The sequence below is a fragment of the Microbacterium sp. NPDC057741 genome (assembly GCF_042798735.1).
In the GTDB taxonomy this organism is placed as follows: Bacteria; Actinomycetota; Actinomycetes; order Actinomycetales; family Microbacteriaceae; genus Microbacterium.
Window position 1 is genome coordinate 105,299 of sequence record NZ_JBHVJW010000006.1, and the last position, 21,376, is coordinate 126,674.

The following is a 21,376-nucleotide window of genomic DNA, read 5'->3' on the forward strand; positions in this document are numbered from 1 at the left end:
CCATGTCGAAACTCGCCGTCTTCAGCCTGCGCAACCGCGCACTGATCGCGCTGATCACGATCGTCGCCGCCGTCTTCGGCGGGCTCGCGCTGACGAACCTGAAACAGGAGTTGATCCCCTCCCTCGAGCTGCCTGCGCTCGTCGTGATGTCGAACTACCCCGGCGCCTCGCCGGAGGTCGTCGAGAACGACGTGTCCACGCCGATCGAGACCGCCATCCAGGGCGTACCGGGACTCGAATCGACCACGGCGACCAGCACGACCAATGCGTCGATCGTGCAGGCGACCTTCACCTACGGCACCAACCTGGCCACCGCCGAGCAGAAGATGCAGCAGGCGATCAACCGCATCTCGCAGCAGCTGCCGACGGATGTCGAGCCGCAGGTGCTGTCGGTGTCGATCGACGACTTCCCGGTGATCCAGATCGCGGTCACCGGTTTCGACGACGCCCAGACCGCGCAGACCGATCTCGAGAACGTCGCGATCCCCAAGATCGAGGACGTCAAGGGCGTCAACGCCGCCGAGATCGTCGGCGGCACCGGACAGCGCGTCACCATCACGCCGGATGACGCGAAGCTCGCCGAGCATCACGCCACGACCCAGATGATCACGCAGGCCATGCAGCAGAACGGCGTGCTGTTCCCGGGTGGATCCATCACCGAGGGCGAGAACACCTACACCGTGCAGACCGGCTCGAAGCTGGCATCCGCCGGCGAGATCGCCGACCTGCCGCTGGTGGGCACGGATGCCACGATCGGTGACGTCGCGACGGTGAAGCAGGAGGCCGACCCGGTCACCTCGATCTCTCGGGTGGACGGCAAGGACGCGCTGTCGATCGCCGTCACCAAGCTGCCCGCCGCGAACACGGTCGACGTGTCCAAGGGCGTGCAGGACGTGCTCGACGATCTGGAGAAGTCCTTCCCGGACGCGACCTTCACGATCATCTTCGACCAGGCGCCGTTCATTCAGCAGTCCATCGACTCGCTGGCCACTGAGGGCCTGCTCGGACTCGCCTTCGCCGTGATCGTCATCCTGGTTTTCCTGCTGTCGATCCGCTCGACGCTGGTCACCGCGATCTCGATCCCGACGTCGGTGCTGATCACCTTCATCGGGCTGCAGACGTTCGGCTACACGCTGAACGTGCTGACCCTGGGCGCTCTGACGATCGCGATCGGTCGTGTGGTCGACGACTCGATCGTCGTCATCGAGAACATCAAGAGACACTACGTCGAGGGCTCCGACAAGGGCGATGCGATCCGTCTCGCCGTGAAGGAGGTGGCATCCGCGGTCACGGCGTCGACGATCGTCACCGTCGCCGTGTTCCTGCCGATCGTCTTCGTCGGCGACATGGTCGGCGAGCTGTTCCGACCGTTCGCGATGACCGTGACGATCGCGATGGCGGCATCCCTGTTCGTCGCGCTGACGATCGTGCCGGTGCTGGCGTACTGGTTCCTCAAGCCCGGCAAGCCGCTGCTCGATGAGCACGGCAACCGGATCGACCCGGAGGACCCGGCTGCTCCGCCGACGCCGCTGCAGAAGATCTACACGCCGATCCTGAGCTGGACGCTGAAGCACTCGGCATCGACCGTCGCCATCGCGGTCGTGGTGCTCATCGGCACCCTGGCGCTGGCGCCGCTGATGAAGGTGAACTTCCTCAGCGACTCCGGTCAGAACACCATGACCGTCACGCAGGACCTCGGCCCGACGGCCAGCCTGCAGGCCCAGTCGGATGCCGCCGCGAAGGTCGAGGACGCACTCGAGGGCGTGGACGGCATCACGCACGTGCAGGTCTCGATCGGCTCCAGCGGCTCCGCTCTGCGGGACGCGTTCTCGGGCGGAGCGGGCATCACCTACTCGATCCTGACCGACGCGGACGCCGACCAGGAGAAGCTGCGCGCCGACGTGCAGGACGCCGTGGACGACCTCGACGACGTGGGCGACGTGTCCGTTGCCGCGTCGCAGGGCTTCGGCTCGAGCGACATCGAGATCACCGTCACCGCGTCGAACGCCGACGACCTGCAGACCGCGACCGACGCGATGAAGAAGGAGCTCGACGGACGCGACGGAATCGGCAAGGTGACGGACAACCTCGCCGCCTCGCTGCCGTACATCTCCGTCGCGGTCGACAGGAAGAAGGCCGCGGCGCACGGGCTGTCCGAGGTGGCCGTCGGTTCGATGGTCTCCGACGCGATGCGTCCGCAGCAGATCGGCTCGGTCGAGATCGACGACACTGCGCTGACCGTCTACCTCGCCGACCCCGAGCCGCCGACCACAGTGGCCTCGCTGGAGGACATGACGATCCTCACTCCGACCGGTCCGGCGAAGCTGAAGGACGTCGCGACGGTCTCGCAGAGCGAGGGCCCGACCTCCATCACCACGGAGCGCGGCAAGCGCACCGCGACGATCACCGTGCCGCCGGCATCCGACGACCTCGCCGTCGCGACGGCGTCGGTGAACGCGGCGATCGAGAAGGTCGATCTGCCCGCCGGCGCCAGCGTCGAGGTCGGCGGTGTCGCCTCGCAGCAGGCCGACTCGTTCGGACAGCTCGGGCTCGCGATGCTCGCGGCGATCCTGATCGTCTACGTGGTGATGGTGGCGACCTTCAAGTCGCTGCGTCAGCCGCTGCTGCTGCTCGTCTCGGTGCCGTTCGCGGCGACCGGCGCGATCCTGCTGCAGATCATCACCGGTGTGCCGCTCGGCGTCGCCTCGCTGATCGGCGTGCTGATGCTCATCGGCATCGTGGTGACCAACGCGATCGTGCTCGTCGACCTGGTGAACCAGTACCGGTACAAGGGACTGTCGGTGCCCGAGGCGGTGCTCGCCGGTGGCGAGAAGCGTCTGCGCCCGATCCTGATGACGGCACTGGCGACGATCTTCGCGCTCACCCCGATGGCGCTCGGCATCACGGGCCACGGCGGCTTCATCTCGCAGCCGCTCGCGATCGTCGTGATCGGCGGCCTGGTGTCGTCGACCGTGCTGACGCTGATCGTGCTGCCGACGCTGTACAACCTCGTAGAGGGGGCGAAGGAGCGCCGTGCCGCGCGTCGCGCCGCCAAGCGCGGCGGTGACGCCGGACCGACTCCGTCCGTGGACGAGGGGCCGGATGCCGGCGGGCCGAGCTCCGGGGCGGAGGCTGTGCCCGCACTCGTCGGAGCGGCCGTCGGGTCCGGCGCGGCTGCCGGAGCTGGGACGCCCGACGGTCCGGTCTACGGCGGAGCGCGGAGCGCGTCCAGGCCGATCGCACACGTGCCGATGGAGTCCGCGGCAGGGGCGCCAGCAGCGGAGACGGCAGCGATGGATGTCGCTTCCACGGCGCCCGAGACCGCGGCGACGGACATCGCCAGGCAGCAGCCTGCCGCGCACCCGACGGTGTATGACGCGCCGGCCGCGCCCTCGGCGGCATCCTCCTCGGCGATGGCTGCAGCGGCAGCGGCATCCGCCGCCGCTGCGGCTGCCGCAGCTGCTGCCGCAGCGTCCGCGATCGTGGCCGCGAACGCGAGCCAGGAGGAGCAGGCGCTCACCCGCCGCGAGCTGCGCGGCCGAGGCATCCCGTCGGCGAACGACGTGAACCACGGCTGATCGGCGCTGAGAGCCGTCCGGTCCCGGATGCCGCAGGGCATTGCGGACCGGACGGCTCTTTCGTGCCGGCGCGGGCGACTCCGGGTGCGCCAGCACCCGTCGTGCTGCAGTTCTGGGCGCGCGCGGCGCAGATCTGCGCCGCGCGGGCACAAGACTGCCGCGCGAACCCCGCCGCGCGTCAGGAAGTGCAGCGCGAGCACCTCAGGTCGCCATTCGTGTCGCTCGGAGCGCGCGAGAGCGACGCGGAGTGCGACCTGGATGCCACGGTGGCGGCGATACCGACGTGTCCTGCGACCCGGAACGACAATCCCCCGCCAGGCGATGCCTGGCGGGGGATTCCTCGTTCCGGGTGCGGTCTCAGCGACCGGAGATCGTGCCGATCTCACTCACCGCGATGTTGCCCCACGTCTGGTTCGCCGAACGGATCACCAGGCGGACGGCGGACGCGTGCTCGGGATGCGGCAGCTTCAGCGCGTGCCTCTCGAGGGTGGCGGACGAACCAGTCCAGGCGACCTTCGCGTTCGAGAGCGCGGTGCGCCACCCGCCCTTGCCATCGGGAACCTGCACGTCGAGCGCCGTGATCCCCTGATTTGCGCCGAAGATCGCCGAGAGCTCGATCTCGGAGATCTTGCGGCGGCTCGGGAACGTCACGTCGAGGGTCGTCGGCAGGGTCACGTCGGTCGCGCTCGCCCAGGGCGACAGGTCGCTGCCGTCGGTGACGGCGGCCGGCACGGTGCCCTGGCCGTTCGCGGCGGATGCCACGGCGGTGGGGGCGTCCTCGTCGCGACCCTCGCCGGCGCGACGCTGCACCGCGCCGATGTCGGGCATGCCGGAGGGCAGCGGTGTGCCGATGACGTCGGTCCCGCCGTTGCGGGGAACCGTGAGTCCAGCGGCGATCGCGGGGGAGTCCTTCCGCGGCTTGTAGCCGCCGAGGCCGTCGAGGCCGGTCGCCTTCCCCGGCGCCGTCAGCCCGGCGTCGGCGACGATGGCGGTGGTGTCACGCGCCGGCACGGGTCCGGTGGAGTAGATGTTGCGGTCGTAGGTCACGGCGGCGCTGTCGCGATACGGCAGGTTCGCGGAGTTGTGGATGATGTTGTTGCGGAACTTCACGTTCTTCACGTTGTCGCGCCACACCTTCACCAGGCTGAACTCGGCCCGGTCGGGATGCCCGTTGATGAAGTCGGTCTCGGTCGCCCAGATCGTGTTGTTGTACACGTCGATGTTGCGGGCGTTCGTCGAGAAGGCGAACACCTCGTTGGCATCGCCCTGACTCACGTTGTAGCGGATGACGGCCTCGGCCGGCGCGGTTCCCGTCGACACCGCGATGAAGAATCCGCCCTCGTTGTCGTGGCTGTAGTTGTACTGCACGATGCTGTCGTGCGCCGAGGCGTCGGCGTCGAACGCGTTGCCGTCGCTGGCGAGCCCCCAGTACTTGGTGCCGGACACCTCGTTGTACTCCACGACGATGTCGTCGGTGTCCGCCCACCAGATGCCCACGTTGCCGTGGTTCTGCGCGGTCTTGTCGACGCGGTTGTGCGAGATGAGCGCCCCGGCGGCCTGCATCACCGTGATGCCGCCCGCGGAGATGTCGTGCACGTAGTTGTCTGTGACCTTCACCCCGAGGCTCGGCACGTACGGGCGGTAGCCGTCCGCCGGGACCGGCATGAAGTCCCAGAGGTCGTTCCAGCCCTCGCGCTGCATCCACGACGACCAGGTGACGATGCCGTAGGAGCGGGAGTCGGCGACTTCATTGCCCGTGATGGTGACGTTGCGGTAGTAGGTCGGCGTGGTCTGGCCCAGAGCCGAGACGATGATGCCACCGGCGGAGGGGTTCGACGCATTGGAACCGCTGTCGACGCCCTGGATGCCGTGCACGTAGTTGCCGGTGACGGTGATGTTCTCGACCTCGCCGTGATCGCGTGCCGTGATCTGGATGCCGATGCGCGGCGTGGTTCCCGCGCCGTTGTTGGTGACCTCGAACCCGGAGACCACCACGTTCTCCTGGTCGGAGATCTTGATCGCCGCGTCGACGTCACCACCGCCGGCGATGAGGGGCTTGGCACCGGCGCCGAAGGCGCCGAGCGTGATCGGAGCGCCCGCGGTGCCGGAGCCCTGCGGCGCGAGCTGGCCGTCCCAGCGCCCGCCGGCGGCGAACAGCACGCGGTCACCGGGGTCGAGCTCGGCGGCGTTCACCTTGTCGAGGCTGCGCCACGCGGAGCCGGGGGTGTGCCCGTCCGCGGTGTCGCTTCCGTTCGGTGAGACGTAGTACGTCTCGGGGGCGTCGCCGGTGTCCGCGGCGGCGCCCAGCGCCGGGGCGGCTGTCAGCGCTCCCGCGGCCACCAGGGTCGCTACGACGCCGGTCAGCGTCTTCGATGAATATCGCATCGCACTCCTCCGAAGTTAATAATTAAACAAGGTTTATTAACAGCAGAGGAGAGCGGGCCCGTCAACCCCTGGTCGCCGATTCAGCGCGCGACCGCGGGGATGAGCGGGTGGTCCGGGTCATAGAGCCTCGACTCGAACAGGTCGATCGCGTGCTTGAGGGAGCCGGTGAGCACCGCACGATCGCCCAGTGCCGAGATCGCGAGCTCCGGTGTCGTCAGGCACATCTCGGTCAGTGCGGCCCGCAGTGGTGTCACCAGGCGGTCGCCGGCCCCGGAGATGCCACCGCCGAGCACCACCACCTCGGGGTCGAGGGTGAGCACGAGCGCCGCGATCCCCTCTGCGAGGTCTGAGGCGTAGCCGTGCACCGCACGCTCCGCATCGGGGTCGCCCTGCGCGGCCCGGGTGAACACGTCGACGGCTCCGTGCGAGTGCGCGCCGGCCAGATGCGCGGATGCGCGGTGCCAGCCCAGCAGGCGCAGTGCGCCGATCTCGCCCGACATCCCGTGCGCGCCACGGTAGACGCGACCGTCGATGAGGATGCCGGCGCCGGTGCGAAGGCCGCAGTGGATGTAGACGAGGTTGCTGCGCCCTGCCGCGACGCCAGCCCAGGCCTCGGCTGCCGCGGCCAGGTGGCAGTCGTTCTCGACGCGGATCGGGCAGCTGAAGATCTCGCCGAGGGAGCCGGCGAGGTCTGTGCCGGTCCAGCCCGGCAGTGCATCGGAGAGTGAGACCTTGCCATCGGCGCTCACGGTGCCCGTGGTCCCGACACAGACGGCGGCGAGCATCTCGGGCGAGAGGCCGGATGCGGCGACGGCGGCGAGCGCGGTGCTGTGGGTCGCGGTCAGCCGCTCGTCGCGGCCGGCGGAGGGGTCGACGGCGACGGTCTGCTCCGCCAGTACAGCGCCCGTGGCGTCGGCGACTGCGGCGCGCACGGTCGCGGAGCCGATGTCGATGCCGAGTACATAGGCGCCGTCGGCACGCAGGGAGTAGACCCGCCCAGGGCGGCCGGGCTGGCCGGCCGGCGCAGGCTCCTCGACGATCCATCCGCTGTCGGAGAGGGCGTCGACGATGCCCTCTGCGGTGGGGCGCGACAGTCCGGTCTCCTGCGCGAGTTCGGTCAAGCCGATGGCGCCCCTGGTGCGAAGCGCGCGCATTGCGACGATCGTGTTCTGGCGCCGCAACCGCGATGTGTCCCCAGCCCGCATCCGTTACCTCCCTGTGTTGACAGAATCATACGATTTCTATATTAATGAAGGGTTCTTTAAAAAGTACTCATTCGCAAAGGAGCGTGGATGGAAGGCAGCATCCCCACCGTCGCCGTGATCGGCGCCGGACTGCGCAGTTCGGTCTACGCCGCCGAGGCGAAGCGGACCGGAGCGGCGCGGATCGTGGCCGTCGCAGAGCCCGACCCGTCTCGTCGCGAGGGGTTCGCCCGCGAGTACGGGATCGAGCCGGACAAGATCTTCGACGACTGGTCCGCGCTGCTGGATGCCGGCCGCCTGGCCGATGCCGTGATCGTGGCGACACAGGACCGGATGCACCTCGAACCGGCAGTCGCCGCCGCCGATCTCGGCTACCACATCCTGCTCGAGAAGCCGATGGCGCCGACCGAGGAGGAGGCCACGGCGATCGTCGAGGCCGCCGAGCGCAACGGGGTTATGCTGGCCGTCTGCCACGTGATGAGGTACTCCGCCTACACGCGACGACTGATGACGCTGCTCGCCGACGGGGTCGTGGGGCGCATCATCGACGTCCAGCATCTCGAACAGGTGGGCTGGTGGCACTTCGCACACTCGTTCGTGCGGGGCAACTGGCGTCGCGAGGACGAGTCCACCTCGATGCTGCTGGCCAAGGCCTGCCACGACCTCGACTGGATCACCTACGTGATGGGTGCGGTCCCGCGACGGGTGTCGTCGTTCGGCTCTCTGAACCACTTCCGCGCGGAGAACCGTCCGGAGGGCGCTGCCGACCGGTGCTGGGAGTGCCCGCTGAGCAGCAGCTGCGCATACTCCGCCAAGGAGTTCTACCTGGGCTGCCTCGGCGATCCCGAGAAGGAGTTCTGGCCGCTGTCGGCGGTCACGACCGACGCGACGCCTGCCGGCGTCGAGAAGGCGCTGCGCGACGGCCCGTACGGGCGATGCGTCTACGCGTCGGACAACGATGTCGTCGACAACCAGGTCGTCGCCCTGGAGTTCCCGTCCGGGGCGACCGCGACGGTCACGGTCACCGCCTTCGCCGCTCTCGAGCACCGCAAGACGCGCATCTTCGGCACCGAGGGATCGATCGAGGGCGACGGACGGATGCTGCGCATCCATGACTTCCTCACCGACACCCGCACTGAGATCGACACCGGCGACGGCGACGACGCATCCATGGCGGGTGGGCACGGCGGCGCCGACGGGGCGCTGGCCGAGGCGTTCTTCCGGGCCGTCCGCGAGGGCGACCCCGGACTGGTTCTCACGGATGGCAGGGCGAGCCTGGACAGCCATCGCGTGGTGTGGGCAGCAGAGGCTGCACGTCGCGACAGCACCGTCGTGACGATGGGAAAACAAGGAGAGGCAAGGCGATGAAGCACAAGACGATCCGCATCCTCACGGCGATGGCCGCCGTGGGGGCAATCACCCTGACGCTGGCCGGATGCGGTCAGAAGAACGGCGGAGCGACATCGGAGGGCGAGCAGGTGCTCGTCTACCGTTCGATCTGGAGCAAGGAGGAGCCGCAGGCGAAGATCCTGCAGACAGCCCTGGACGACTTCTCGAAGGCCGAGGACGTCAAAGTCGAGGTCGAGTTCCTCGGACGCACCGGCGGTGACGCGCTGAACACCGAGATCGCGGCCGGCAAGGGGCCCGACATGTTCGACGCCGGGTCCGACAACCTCCCGGCCTGGCGGGCGCAGAAGCTCGCACTGACGCTCGACGACGTGCTGAAGATGGAGATCCCCGGCGAGGGGAAGACCGTCGGCGAGACCTACCCGGAGTCGGTGCTGAAGGCCGCCTCCGACAAGGACGGACTCGGATTCATGCCGCACACGGCGATCTCGACCGCCGTCTGGTTCGACGCCGCGAAGCACCCCGACCTGGCATCCAACCCTCCGAAGAGCTGGGACGAGTTCATCGCCTACCTCGACTCGGCGAAGGCCGCGGGCCGCGTGCCGATCTGTCAGGACGGCACCGTGCCGTTCTACAACGTGTACTGGTTCTCGTCTGCGCTGCTGAACGCGAACGGCGCGGGCAGCCTGCTCGCCCTGCAGCAGAAGGCCGACGCCTGGGACGGCCCCGAGGTCAAGGAAGCCGCCGAACACGTGGCGCAGCTCGCAGCGGGCGACTACTTCCAGCCGAACTTCATGGCCACCAAGTACCCGGCCGCGCAGAACGACTGGATCCAGGGCAAGTGCGACCTGAACATCAACGGCACCTGGCTGGCCAGCGAGGTCGCACCGGCGACGCCCGAGGGCGCGAAGATCAGCTCCTTCCAGCTGCCCGTCGGCGGGAAGCAGTCGGTCGAGGTCGGCTCGCTCGGCCTCGCCGTGAACGCCAAGGGCAAGCACCCCGACGTGGCCAAGAAGTTCCTCGCGTTCTTCGCGCAGGAGAAGTACCAGGGCCTGATCTCCTCCGAGGCGAAGAACATCCCGGCTCGCGGAGACGTCGCCGCGCCCGAGGCGCTGAAGACCGCGCAGACCGCGATCGCCGACGCGAAGGCCGTGCACCTCACCTACGACACTGCGGCCGGGAACAAGTCCTGGTGGAACGACCTGTTCCTGCCGCTGGACGACCAGCTGCTCAGCGGCAAGATCAGCGCGGCCGACTTCCTCGCCCAGGGCAAGGACAAGACCACGCAGTTCCTGGCGGCGCAGTGACGATGTCCACCGCCGTGGAGACCGGGGCGGGTGCGGTCGCCGCGCCCGCCCCGGCGCCGGAGAAGAACAAGGGGAAGAAGCGTCCGCCGCTCCGTCCCGCTCGCGAGAGGGCGTTCTGGGGCTTTCTCACCCCGGCGCTCGTGCTCTACACGTTCATCTTCGTGCTGCCCTCGTTCTACGGGCTGTGGGTCAGCTTCACGAAATGGGCCGGCCCCGGATCCGAGATGACCTGGCGCGGACTGCAGAACTACGTCTCGCTGTTCCGCAACGAGGCGTTCCTGCGGTCCCTGTCCAACACCTTCGTCATGGCGATCGTCAGCGGCGTGCTGGTCTTCGGCATCACATTCCTGACGATGATGGTTCTGCGAGGGCTGAAGGGCCGGGCATTCATCCAGTCGGTCGTCTTCCTCCCGGTGATCGTCTCGCCGATCGCGGTCGGCGCGGCCGTCGGGTTCATGCTGAACCCGGACGGCATCGTCAACCAGCTGCTGGGAGCTCTCGGCATCCCTCCGATCGGGTTCCTCGGCCCCGACATGGTGTTCGGTTGCATCATCGCCGGCATCGTGTGGTCGTCGACCGGTCTCTACATCGCCCTGATGATCTCGGCGATGGACTCCATCCCGGACACCCTCTACGAAGCGGCCGACCTGGCCGGAGCCACGCTGTGGCAGAAGTTCCGGCTGATCACCCTGCCGCTGACCTGGGACGTGTTCGCCGTCGCGGCGGTGCTCTGGGTCGTCAACAGCCTGAAGATCTTCGAGATCGTGATCGCCTTCACCACGGGCGGTGCCGCCGGTGCCCCGCCGCTGCAGGCCCGCACGATCGCCGTGCAGCAGTACAACGCCATCGTCGTCAGCGGCAGTGTGCCCGACCTCGGCTCGGGCGCGGCGATGGGCATCATCGTGACGCTGCTCACCGTCATCCTCATCGTCCTCGTGCGGCGCATCACCAAGCGCGAGAGAGTGGAGCTGTCATGAGGGCGACCCGTCGCTTCCTGGGGAACGTGTTCTTCCCCTCCGTCACCGTCGCCCTGCTCTGGCTGTGGGTGCTGTTCAACCTGGTGTTCGTCGTGTGGATCGGCATCCAGTCGCTCAAGACGCCGAGCGAGGTCGTGCTCGACCCGTTCGGGCTGCCGAAGACGCCGCAGTGGCAGAACTACGCGACGGTCTGGGAGATCGGCCAGTTCTCCGCCGCGGCGTTGAACAGCGTCGTCATCACCGGACTCGGCGCGCTGCTCATCGTCGCGCTCGCCGCCCCTGCCGCCTACGTTCTCGCCCGCTCGACGCGTGCCATCGCCAGCCCGATGATCGCCTACTTCGCGATGGGACTGTCGATACCGCTGCAGACGCTCGCGGTGCCGATCGTCGTCGCCAAGCTCGGCGTCAGCACCTTCATGATCGACTGGGTCACCGGCTGGTGGGACGACCGGATCACCCTGCTCGTGTTCGAGGTGGTCTTCTCGCTGCCGTTCGCGGTGTTCGTGCTGTCCGGGTTCTTCCGGTCGCTGCCGAACGAGGTGGAGGAGGCCGCCGAGGTCGACGGCGCCGGAGCCGTTCGGCTGTTCCGCAGCGTCATCATCCCGCTCGCGAAGCCCGGGCTGACCACGGTGCTGGTGCTGAACATCATCGGCCTGTGGAACTCCGCGCTGCTGGTGATGCTCGTGATCTCGGAGTCCTCGCAGCGCACCCTGCCGGTCGCGCTGCTGAACCTGCAGTCCGCGATGCGATACAGCTCGGACTGGGGTGGTCTGTTCGCGGGCATCGCGATCCTCGTGTTCCCGATGATCGTGCTGTATCTCTGGGTGGGCAGGAGGATCATCGACGGGATGACGGCGGGTATCGGCAAATGAGCGCAGCGGGATCACGGTGGATCGACGGGCGGCAGGTGCTCTCCGGGGCCGTGCACTACTTCCGGGTGCATCCGGAGCAGTGGGCGGACCGGTTGGCACGTCTCGCAGCACTGGGGCTGAACACGGTCGAGACCTACGTCGCGTGGAACTTCCATGAGCCGCGCCGCGGCGAGCGGGACTTCACCGGATGGCGCGACCTGCCGCGGTTCATCGAACTCGCAGGCTCCGCGGGGCTCGACGTCATCGTGCGCCCCGGCCCGTACATCTGCGCGGAGTGGGAGGGCGGCGGGCTGCCGGCCTGGCTGGGCTTCGACGGCCCGGTGGCGCTGCGCACGGCGGATCCCGCGTTCCTCACGCCCGTGCGGGAGTTCTTCGCCGATCTGCTGCCGCGCATCGCGCCGCTGCAGGCCACGCACGGCGGTCCGGTGATCGCAGTGCAGGTCGAGAACGAGTACGGCTCGTTCGCGGACGACGCGGAGTATCTGCGCGCGATCCGCGACGCCCTCCTCGACGGCGGCATCGACGTGCCGCTGTTCACCTCGGACGGCCCGACCGACCTCATGGTCGACGGCGGCACGCTGCCCGGGATCACGCCGACGCTGAACTTCGGCAGCCGTCCCGCCGACGCGATGCGCTTCCTCGAGGAGCGCCTGCCGGGCACGCCGTTCTTCTGCGGCGAGTACTGGGCGGGCTGGTTCGACCACTGGGGCGAGGAGCATCATCGTCGCCCTGGCGTCTCCGCCGCCGGACCGGTGGCGGAGATCCTGCAGGCCGGCGGCTCGGTGAACATCTACATGGCGCACGGCGGCACGAACTTCGGACTGTGGTCGGGTGCGAATCACTTCGACGGCCAGCACCAGCCGACGGTCACGTCCTACGACTCGGATGCCGCGGTCGCCGAGGACGGCCGGCTCACGGAGAAGTTCCGCGCGCTGCGGGAGGTGTTCGTCGCCGCGTCTGGCGCGCAGCCGCCGGCGCCCCCGGCCGATCCCGTCTTCCTCGCACCGCGGCGACTGGCGGTCGAGCACGGCGCCGGCCTGCTGCCGGTGCTGGACGCGCTCGCTGAGCCCGGACCGGAGGCGCCGCTGCCGCTGAGCATGGAGCAGCTCCGGCAGAACGGTGGCCTCACCCGCTACATCGCGACACCGATCCTCCCGCGCGGCGAGGTCGAACTGCGGATCACCGGTCTCGCCGATCGCGCCACGGTGTTCCTCGACGGTCAGCGCCTCGGCATCCTGTCCCGGAACGCGCCCGCGGAATCGCTGACGGTCTCCGGCACCGGCGAGCGCCGACGGCTCGACATCGTCGTGGAGAGCCAGGGGCGGGTGAACTACGGGCCGCTGCTCGGCGAGGGCAAGGGCATCCTGGGCGACGTGCTGCTGCAGGGGGCCGGTGTGCGCAAGGTCACCGGCTGGCAGCACGCCTCGGCCGAACTGGACCGGATGCCGGAGTTCGCCGGCGTCGCCGACAGCGATGTCGCGGGGATCGCCCGCGCCGTCGTCGAGCTCGACGCGCCGGCTGACGCGCACCTCGCCCTCCCCGGCTGGGGCAAGGGCTTCGTGTGGCTGAACGGCTTCCTGCTCGGACGGCACTGGGAGATCGGGCCGCAGCTCACCCTGTATGCGCCCGCGCCGCTGTGGCGCGCGGGGCGCAACGAAATCGTGGTCCTTGAGATGGAGCACCGAGGCGACGTGATCGAGATCCGCGACCTGCCGCAGCTCGGCACGGTGACCGATTACGAGGAGTGGAAGGCCTGAGACGCTCCAGGGCGGCGATCGCCGCCCAGGGCTGCCTCAGGTCGCACCTTGCGTCGGCCGGCCGGCTCAGCCCGAGAAGCGGATGCCCCAGCGCAGCGTCCAGGTCTCGCCGGGAGCGAGGCGGCGAAGACCGCGGCCGGAGTTGAACGCCTCGGCGGGTGCGGTCATCGGCTCGATCGCGACGGCGAGCGTCTGCCCTGGGTAGCGGTCCGACGTGTAGACCTGCACGTAGTCGAAACCCTCTCCCTGCCAGAGCTCGGCGCTGCGTCCGTCGGGAGCCGTCAGCGACGTGCGCACCGCCCCGTCGGCATCGCGCAGCAGGGTCGCGAAGCCGGTGTCCAACTCGACGTCACCGAGCCGCTTCCCCGTGCGAAGGTCGGTGCCGCCGGAGACCGGGGACTCTCCGATCGGCAGCATCCGCTCGTCCGTCTCGAAGTAGGTCTCAGCGGGGATCCGCAGCACGAGTTCGTGCGGATCGACGTCGCCGATCGTGACGTACGGATGGGTGCCGAGGGCGACGGGGGCGTCATCCCGGGAGCGGTTCACGATCGTGTGCTCGACGTCGATCCCGGCATCCGTCAGTCGGTAGGCGACGGACGTGTCGAGGAGGTACGGATAGCCGGTCTGCGGCACGACGGTCGCGCGCAGGGTGAGCGAATCGGACGCCTCGGACTCGACCTCGTACGCCGTGAACCGGAGCAGCCCGTGGCTGGCGTTGCGCAGCTTCGGCTCGGTGATCGCGAGGGCGCGCTCGGTGTCGCCGTCCTGCCAGAGGCCGTCGCGGATGCGGTTCGGCCACGGCACCAGCACGACTCCGGAGCATCCCGGGGCGGGGGCGTCTTCGGGGAACGGCGGAACGATGTCGACCCCGCCGACGGTCAGATGGCGCAGCGAAGCGCCGACCTGCGCGATCTGCGCGGTCACGTCGCCGCGACGGAGATGATGCTGGATGCCGGTGGGGGAGGTCACCTGGTCATCGTACGGCGACCGCCCGCGCTGCGGGGACGGCCCCGCGTGGTCAGGCCTTCGCAGCGGCCCGCTCATCGAGGATCGTGGCGTGGTCGCTGCGCCGGAGGTAGTCGCGGATGGCGTCCCGGCTGCGGCTGAGGCATGCGATGCGCTCCTCGATCCCGTCGAGTTCGGTGGCGAGCATCTCGGCGACGGAGCGAGGGCAGGTCGGCTGATGCCTCGCCGCGGCGTCGTCGAGCGCGAGTATCTCCTTGACCAGGCGCGTGGTCAGCCCGGACTGCACGAGGCCGGCGATGCGCCGCACCTGTTCCACGTGCGCCTCGTCGTACGTGCGATAGCCGTTGGGCGCGCGGTGCGGGGCGAGCAGGGACTGCTGTTCGTAGTAGCGGATGAGGCGGGGAGAGACACCCGCGCGCTCCGCGAGTTCGCCGATCTTCATGCGTCTCCGATCGCTCTTTGAACAAAGCTTGACATTGACACTAGTGTCATACTTTACCGTCGTCCACATGACCGACAACACTCCTCTCCTCGCCGGCCCCGACGCCGCCGACATCCACCCTCCCGCCGGTGATCGCCTGCCCTGGCGATCCCTTCTGATCCTCGGTGCGGCGACGTTCACCATGGTCACCGCGGAGATGCTGCCCGCTGCGGTGCTCCCGCAGATGAGTCGCGGGCTGGGAGTGAGCGAGGCGCAGGTCGGCCTGCTCGTCTCCATCTGGGCCGCGGCCGTCGTGATCGGCAGCTTCCCGCTCGTACGCGTGACCCGGAGGCTTGATCGCCGCGTCGTCATCGCTGCAGCACTGGTGGCACTCGCGGTCTCGACGCTGCTTACCGCCGTCGCGCCGGTCTACACGATCGCCGCCGCTGCCCGCGTGCTCGGCGCGCTCGCTGTCGGGCTTCTCTGGGCGACGACGAACGCGCTGACCGCCGATCTCGTCCCCGGCCGCAGCCTGTCCCGCGCGGTCGCGGTCGTCCTCGGCGGAGCGACACTCGGGACGGTGATCGGTGTCCCGCTCGCCAGCGTGCTCGCACAGGCCGTCGGATGGCGGGCCGCGTTCGTCGGCGTGGCCGGTATCGCACTCGTCGCCGCGCGGGCCGTGCGGTTCGTGGCGGTGCCCGGCAATACGGAGCGGAGTGCCGCGGCCGGCGCCGGCGGGAGCGAAACGGACGGCCGGAAGCCGGTGAACGGCATCGGGCTGCTGCTGTCCGTGACGCTGCTGGTAGCACTTCTGCTCGTCGGTCACTACGGCGCCTTCACGTTCATCACGCGCCTCGTGCAGCCGACCGCAGCGATCGTGCCCGGGGGAACCGGCACCATGCTGTTCCTCTTCGGGCTGGCGTCGGCGGCAGGCATCGCCCTCGCGGGCCGATTCGGGGAACACACCCGTCTCGCGCTCGTGATCGCGGCGTTCGCCACCGGAGCCGCGGTGCTCGCGCTGTCCTTCGTCGAGGTCCACGTCGTCGTCGGGATCGTCGTCGTGGTCGCGTGGGCCGTCGTCTCCGGGGCCCTGCCGGCGCTGGCTCAGACGCTCATCATGCGGCTGGCCGGCCCCGAGCGACGGGGCTTCGCGGGGGCGCTGATCCCGGTGGTGTTCAACCTCGGGATCGCCGCCGGCGCGGCGCTCGCCTCGTTCGTGGTCGCCGGGCTGGGCATCGCGGCGCTGCCGTTGGTCGCGGCCGCCGTGATCGGCGTCGCGGCTGCCGGGCTGGCGCTCGCCCTCCGGCCGCGCGGAGCGACGGCCCCGCGGTAGCCGGGCACGGCTGTCCCGATCCGGCTCCCCCGGACGCCGGGGGGCTCCCAGGTGCCACCGGTACACTGGGGGAGTCGGCTTCGGGCAACCGCGTATCGCGGATCGTGTTCTGAATGTGTAGCCCAGGGGCCGATGGTTCATCACCATCACATGAATGGCCCCCGGCCGACGACTGCCCGGGTATGTCCGCCGCGCGCTGCGCGGAGCGGACGCTGTTCTCGTGTGTTCGAGACAGAGTAGGAAACTCCCGTGCCCAAGAATCACAAGCCCAAGGGCGGCCGCCCGTCGGCCAACTTCGAGCCCCGCTACGCCAAGAAGACGTCGTTCCGCGACCGTCACGCAGGCGGTCGTCCCACCGGTCGCGACGAGCGATCGGATGCCGGCGAGCGCCACGCCCCGAGCGGCCCCGGCAGCCGCTCGCCGAAGCACCGCGGCTACCGGCCCGAGTCCGAGGGGGCGCAGAAGCAGCGCTGGGGTGCATCCGAGCGCGCCGGTCGCGACGAGGCCCGCGGCATCCGCAACCGTGCCGAGTCGGGACGCCGCGAGGCGCCGCACCACGACCGCCGGTCGGACGACCGCGCGCCGCGCAACGACCGCTACTCGGGCGACCGCTCAGGGTATGGCACTCGTCGCTACGACGACGACCGTCGGTCGTCGGGCTCGTACAGCGACCGGAACGACCGGAACTCCTCGCGCGACGGTGCGCGTCGTGACGACCGTGGTGGCCGTCCTTCGTACGGCGACCGCGATCAGCGTCGTTCGTACGGCGACCGTGACGACCGTCGCTCGTACAACGACCGGAACTCGTCGGGCGACCGTGGCTACGACCGCAACTCGTCCCGCGACGGTGCGCGTCGTGATGACCGTGGCGGTCGTCCGTCCTACGGGGATCGCGATCAGCGTCGTTCCTACGGTGACCGCGACGACCGCCGTACGTCTGGCTCGTACGGTGACCGTGACGACCGCCGGCCCGCGGGCGACCGGAACGACCGCAGCTCTTCTCGCGACGGCGCTCGCCGCGACGACCGCGGTGGTCGTCCGTCCTACGGCGACCGCGACCAGCGTCGCTCCTACGGTGACCGCGACGACCGCCGTACGTCGGGCTCGTACGGTGACCGCGACGGCGCTCGCCGCGACGACCGAGGCGGCCGCCCGTCCTTCGGTGACCGCACCGAGCGCCCGCGTCACTCGGACGACCGTCGTGGCGGAGCATCCCGCCCGTCCTACGGCGACCGCTCTGCTCGCGACGACCGTCGTGAGCGCGACGCCCGCCCGACCCGCAGCGACTGGAACCGTCCGGCAACGGTCGCGGCGCAGCAGCAGGTCGAGGACGTCGTGCACGAGCGCCTCGAGGCGCAGACCGTGCAGGCCGCGGAGGTCGCCGATGTGACCTTCGCCGACCTCGCTCTCGGCTCGAACATCGTCGAGGTGCTCGCGAACATGGGCGCCGAGAAGCCGTTCCCGATCCAGGCCGCGTCGATTCCGGCCGTGCTCCAGGGCCGCGACGTGCTGGCTCGCGGTCGCACCGGCTCGGGCAAGACCATCGCGTTCGGTGCTCCGTTGGTCGAGAGCATCCTGCTCTCGCAGAAGGGCAAGAAGCGCGAGTTCGCCCGCGCGCCGCGCGCGATCATCCTCGCCCCGACCCGCGAGCTCGCCCTGCAGATCGACCGCACCGTGCAGCCGATCGCCCGCAGCGTCGGCCTGTTCACCACGCAGATCTACGGCGGCGTGCCGCAGGCCCGTCAGGTGGGCGCGCTGAAGAAGGGCGTCGACATCGTCATCGGCACCCCCGGCCGTATCGAGGACCTCATCAACCAGGGCAAGCTCGACCTCTCCGAGGTGCGCATCGCCGTGCTCGACGAGGCGGACCACATGTGCGAGCTGGGCTTCGTCGAGCCGGTGCAGCGCATTCTGCGTCACACGGGCACCGCCCTGGAGAACGGCGCTTCCTCGCAGAAGCTGTTGTTCTCGGCGACCCTCGACCGCGAGGTCGCCTCGCTGGTGGATGAGTTCCTCGTCGACCCGGCCGTCTTCGAGGTCGCCGGCGAGACGCAGGACTCCGGCACGATCGACCACCGCGTGCTGGTCGTCGAGCACCGCGACAAGGCCGACATCCTGTCGTCGCTCGTCGACCGCGACGGCCGCACCCTGGTGTTCAGCCGCACCCGCGCGTTCGCCGAGATGCTCGCCGAGCAGTTCGAGGATGCCGGCATCCCGGCCGTCTCGCTGCACGGTGATCTGAACCAGGCCAAGCGCACCCGCAACCTGGAGAAGCTGACCCGCGGCAAGGTGAACGTGCTGGTCGCGACGGATGTCGCCGCCCGCGGCATCCACGTCGACGACATCGACCTGGTCGTGCAGGCGGATGCCCCGGACGAGTACAAGACGTACCTGCACCGCGCCGGCCGCACCGGTCGCGCGGGCCGTTCCGGCACCGTCGTCACGCTGATCACGCGGCACCGCCGTCGCCGGATGGAGGAGCTGCTGGAGCGCGCCGAGATCGACGCGCCGTTCGAGCAGGCCGCCCCCGGCGACGACCTCATCGAGGAGCTCGCCGGTCGTCTGCCCTCGGACGCCGACCTGACCGCCTGATCCGTTCGTTCGCCGATGCCCCTCCTGGTCCACACTGACCAGGAGGGGCATCGGCGTCAGTGCCCCTAATCTGAACGGGTGGAGTGGCAGGGATTCGCGTCGGCGGGATGGTTATCGATCGCCTTTCTGGCGGCTGCCGTCGCCGGCATGCAGGGGCGGGGCAAGCTGTGGTGGTTCTTCATCACGATGATCTTCGGACCGCTCGCGCTGTTCTTCCTGGCCATCTGGTCGGAGCCGCTGCGCAAGGGCGACGCCGACGACTGACTGTCGGGGCCTCACCTAGGGTGGGTCCCGTGCCGTTCATGCTTCCGTCCTCCGTTCCGCTCGTTGAGCGATGGCAGAAGGACGAGGCGACGACGATGGGCGCGGATGTCGCGGCCTAAGCGCTGCGCGACGACTACGAGCGGTGGGATCGGTGGGGCTGGGGCTTCATCGCCTACTTCGGGGTGGTCGTCGGGACGCTGTTCCTCGGCCTCGCGCTGGAGATGACCATCGGCTTCGGGGCGGGGGACCTGATCTTCTCGGCGATCGCCTCACTCTTCGCCCTGGTCGGCCTGGCGATGGCGGTCCCCGGTGGGATCGCGTTGCACCGGCTGTGGAAGACGGGGCGACAGCTGTCCCGCGCAGCGGCGTGGTGGCTGCGGCTGCCCTACACGCTCGGCGGTCGCGAGCGGCACGCGACCGGTTGGATCGAGGTCCGCGTGGTGAACTACGCGCCCCGGATCATCGCGCGCATCGCGACCTGTTCGTTGTCGTTCCTCATCGGCATCTTCGGCCTGTCCATGGTCTTCTTCCCCGAGCGCGGCGAGATCCCGCTCGTCGCCGGCACCCTCTTCGTCATCGGACTCTTCTCGATGCTGTGCTCGATCGGCCAGATGGGCGGCGTCATGAACATCGTCCGCGGGATCAGCGAGCGCGACCCGTTCTGGACGCGGCTGCGGGACTCGTTCAAGAGGGATGCCGACTGAGCTCAGCCCAACTCGTGCTCGTGCACAGCGGTCGTGAGTGCCGTGCCGTTGAGGTCGAGGTAGAGCACGCTCTCGGTCACGGTCAGCGTCATCGTGTTCCGGCGCTCGATCAGCGGGGTTGCCGAGTCGATGAAGCCCGGGTCGAAGCTGTACACGCGGATGTTCTCGGCGCGGTGGATGCGCTTGTCCGCCCACGGCGCCATGACCTTCGCCGGGTCGCGGTGCGTGTACACGACCGTGCGCTCGGCGAGCCGGCTGCCGTAGTGGAGTCGCTCGGCGTCGGGCGCGCCGACCTCGACCCAGACGGTGATCGCGCCGGTGAGGTCGCGCACCAGAACGGCCGGCTCCTCGGTCGACGAGACGCTGCCCCCGAACGTGATGCCCTCGGCGTACTCCAGCCCGTAGGCGAGCACGCGGGTGAGCATGAACGCGTCGGTCTCGGACGGATGCCGCGCCACACGCAGCGAGAAGTCGTCGTAGACACCGCGGTCCATGTCCGCGAGCTGCACGTCGAAGGTGTGCATGGTCGAGCCGATTGCCATGCTTCGAGCCTACGGGTGCTCAGAACAGCATCTCCGCAGCGGCCGGCCCGGCCGCAGGGGTCGGCGAGATGCGTTCGCGCATGATGCCCCGCATCCGGTCATGATCCTCCTCGGACTCGGCGTACAGCCCGTGCGAGCGGATCAGCGGCCGCATCCGCCGGGCGAGCCACTTCTTGTAGTCCTTCGGCGCCTCGGCCGCGGCGCCCGGATACATCGCCCGGTACGACGAGACCAGATCCGGCCGGTACTGCTCCAACCACTGGAAGAACCACGGCTTCACTCCGGCCCGCAGATGCAGCACGCCGTACACGACGTGGTCGGCACCGGCATCCTTGATGCGGGAGAGCGCAGCGTCGACGTGCGCGACCGAGTCGGTGAGGTGCGGCAGCACCGGCATGAGGAAGACGCCCACGCGGAACCCGGCATCCGTCAGCGTCTGCACCGTGTCGAGCCGCGCCTGCGTCGACGGGGTGCCCGGTTCGATGGCGTGCTGCAGCTCGTCGTCGTACATGGCGATCGACATCTGCACATCCACGCGCACGCGTCTCGCCGCCTCGACGAGCAGCGGGATGTCGCGCCGCACCAGCGTGCCCTTGGTGAGCAGTGAGAACGGCGTGCCCGATTCGGCCAGGGCCCGGATGATGCCGGGCATGAGCCGGTACCGTCCCTCGGCGCGCTGATAGGGGTCGGTGTTGGTTCCCAGCGCGACGGTCTCGTGCTTCCAGGAGCCTCGTCGCAGTTCGCGCTCGAGCACCTCCACGACGTTCGTCTTCACCACGATCTGCGAGTCGAAGTCGTGCCCGGCATCCAGGTCGAGGTACTCGTGCGTCCCTCGCGCGAAGCAGTACACGCAGGCATGACTGCATCCCCGATACGGGTTCACGGTCCAGCTGAACGGCATGCGCGAAGCGCCGGGCACGCGGTTCAGCGCCGACTTGGACAGCACCTCGTGGAACGTCATCCCGGCGAACTCGGGCGTGGTCACCGAGCGCACGATGCCGGTGCGGTTCTCCAGACCGGGGAGCGCATCCCCGTCGGCCTCGTCGATCGTCTGCCCCTGCCACCGCATGCACTCATTCGAACAAAACAACGATGTTAAGTCAAGACGGACTCGTGATTTCGTTCGATC

At 69.3% G+C, this 21,376-nt stretch carries 16 protein-coding genes; 10 read left to right on the top strand and 6 right to left on the bottom strand.

Annotated features, from left to right (window positions below):
• Nucleotides 1-2: 2 nt before the first annotated feature.
• Complete coding sequence (locus ACFVDO_RS17190) at nucleotides 3-3,578, top strand: efflux RND transporter permease subunit (protein WP_378859925.1); 3,576 nt, start codon at nucleotides 3-5, stop codon at nucleotides 3,576-3,578.
• Between the two features lie 357 nt (nucleotides 3,579-3,935).
• Here the strand turns inward: ACFVDO_RS17190 and ACFVDO_RS17195 are convergent, their stop codons facing one another.
• Complete coding sequence (locus ACFVDO_RS17195; RefSeq protein ID WP_378859445.1) at nucleotides 3,936-5,963, bottom strand: right-handed parallel beta-helix repeat-containing protein; 2,028 nt, start codon at nucleotides 5,961-5,963, stop codon at nucleotides 3,936-3,938.
• An 80-nt stretch (nucleotides 5,964-6,043) separates the two neighbouring features.
• A complete protein-coding gene (locus tag ACFVDO_RS17200) occupies nucleotides 6,044-7,117 on the bottom strand; it encodes an ROK family protein (protein WP_378859444.1) in 1,074 nt (357 codons plus the stop codon).
• A gap of 138 nt (nucleotides 7,118-7,255) precedes the next feature.
• Here ACFVDO_RS17200 and ACFVDO_RS17205 point away from each other — a divergent pair, with 138 nt between their 5' ends.
• The 5 genes from ACFVDO_RS17205 to ACFVDO_RS17225 are packed head-to-tail and all read left to right on the top strand — an operon-like array spanning nucleotide 7,256 to nucleotide 13,425.
• Complete coding sequence (locus ACFVDO_RS17205) at nucleotides 7,256-8,533, top strand: Gfo/Idh/MocA family protein (protein ID WP_378859443.1); 1,278 nt, start codon at nucleotides 7,256-7,258, stop codon at nucleotides 8,531-8,533.
• Entirely contained in the window at nucleotides 8,530-9,819 is a 1,290-nt protein-coding gene (locus ACFVDO_RS17210; RefSeq protein ID WP_378859442.1) for an ABC transporter substrate-binding protein, read from the top strand. Before ACFVDO_RS17205 ends, ACFVDO_RS17210 begins: the two co-directional genes overlap by 4 nt.
• A gap of 2 nt (nucleotides 9,820-9,821) precedes the next feature.
• Entirely contained in the window at nucleotides 9,822-10,796 is a 975-nt protein-coding gene (locus ACFVDO_RS17215; RefSeq protein ID WP_378859441.1) for a carbohydrate ABC transporter permease, read from the top strand.
• Nucleotides 10,793-11,668 (top strand): carbohydrate ABC transporter permease, encoded by an 876-nt coding sequence (locus tag ACFVDO_RS17220; protein WP_378859440.1) that lies wholly within the window; start codon nucleotides 10,793-10,795, stop codon nucleotides 11,666-11,668. Before ACFVDO_RS17215 ends, ACFVDO_RS17220 begins: the two co-directional genes overlap by 4 nt.
• Nucleotides 11,665-13,425 carry a beta-galactosidase family protein gene (locus tag ACFVDO_RS17225; protein WP_378859439.1) on the top strand — a complete coding sequence of 587 codons (1,761 nt, stop codon included), beginning with the start codon at nucleotides 11,665-11,667 and terminating at the stop codon, nucleotides 13,423-13,425. Before ACFVDO_RS17220 ends, ACFVDO_RS17225 begins: the two co-directional genes overlap by 4 nt.
• 66 nt (nucleotides 13,426-13,491) lie before the next feature.
• Here the strand turns inward: ACFVDO_RS17225 and ACFVDO_RS17230 are convergent, their stop codons facing one another.
• Together ACFVDO_RS17230 and ACFVDO_RS17235 are read right to left on the bottom strand one after the other, a co-directional pair.
• Nucleotides 13,492-14,394, bottom strand: coding sequence for an aldose 1-epimerase family protein (locus tag ACFVDO_RS17230; protein ID WP_378859438.1), 903 nt, complete (start codon nucleotides 14,392-14,394; stop codon nucleotides 13,492-13,494).
• Nucleotides 14,395-14,443: 49 nt separating this feature from the next.
• Nucleotides 14,444-14,833 carry a MerR family transcriptional regulator gene (locus tag ACFVDO_RS17235; protein WP_378859437.1) on the bottom strand — a complete coding sequence of 130 codons (390 nt, stop codon included), beginning with the start codon at nucleotides 14,831-14,833 and terminating at the stop codon, nucleotides 14,444-14,446.
• Between the two features lie 67 nt (nucleotides 14,834-14,900).
• Between ACFVDO_RS17235 and ACFVDO_RS17240 the strand changes: the two genes are divergently transcribed.
• The 4 genes from ACFVDO_RS17240 (at nucleotide 14,901) to ACFVDO_RS17255 (ending at nucleotide 19,705) form a co-directional block, all read left to right on the top strand.
• The gene (locus ACFVDO_RS17240; protein ID WP_378859436.1) at nucleotides 14,901-16,145 is read left to right on the top strand and encodes an MFS transporter; all 1,245 of its coding nucleotides are present in this window, start codon (nucleotides 14,901-14,903) and stop codon (nucleotides 16,143-16,145) included.
• Between the two features lie 249 nt (nucleotides 16,146-16,394).
• The gene (locus tag ACFVDO_RS17245; RefSeq protein ID WP_378859435.1) at nucleotides 16,395-18,737 is read left to right on the top strand and encodes a DEAD/DEAH box helicase; all 2,343 of its coding nucleotides are present in this window, start codon (nucleotides 16,395-16,397) and stop codon (nucleotides 18,735-18,737) included.
• 78 nt (nucleotides 18,738-18,815) lie between these two features.
• Nucleotides 18,816-19,001, top strand: a complete 186-nt coding sequence (locus tag ACFVDO_RS17250) for a hypothetical protein (RefSeq protein WP_378859434.1) — start codon at nucleotides 18,816-18,818, stop codon at nucleotides 18,999-19,001.
• Between the two features lie 182 nt (nucleotides 19,002-19,183).
• The gene (locus tag ACFVDO_RS17255; protein WP_378859433.1) at nucleotides 19,184-19,705 is read left to right on the top strand and encodes a hypothetical protein; all 522 of its coding nucleotides are present in this window, start codon (nucleotides 19,184-19,186) and stop codon (nucleotides 19,703-19,705) included.
• 2 nt (nucleotides 19,706-19,707) lie between these two features.
• On the opposite strand, the gene ACFVDO_RS17260 is transcribed toward ACFVDO_RS17255, so the two are convergent.
• Both ACFVDO_RS17260 and ACFVDO_RS17265 read right to left on the bottom strand, forming a co-directional pair.
• Nucleotides 19,708-20,247, bottom strand: coding sequence for a YaeQ family protein (locus ACFVDO_RS17260; protein WP_378859432.1), 540 nt, complete (start codon nucleotides 20,245-20,247; stop codon nucleotides 19,708-19,710).
• A 19-nt stretch (nucleotides 20,248-20,266) separates the two neighbouring features.
• Nucleotides 20,267-21,316, bottom strand: a complete 1,050-nt coding sequence (locus ACFVDO_RS17265) for an Rv2578c family radical SAM protein (RefSeq protein WP_378859431.1) — start codon at nucleotides 21,314-21,316, stop codon at nucleotides 20,267-20,269.
• Nucleotides 21,317-21,376 lie beyond the last annotated feature (60 nt).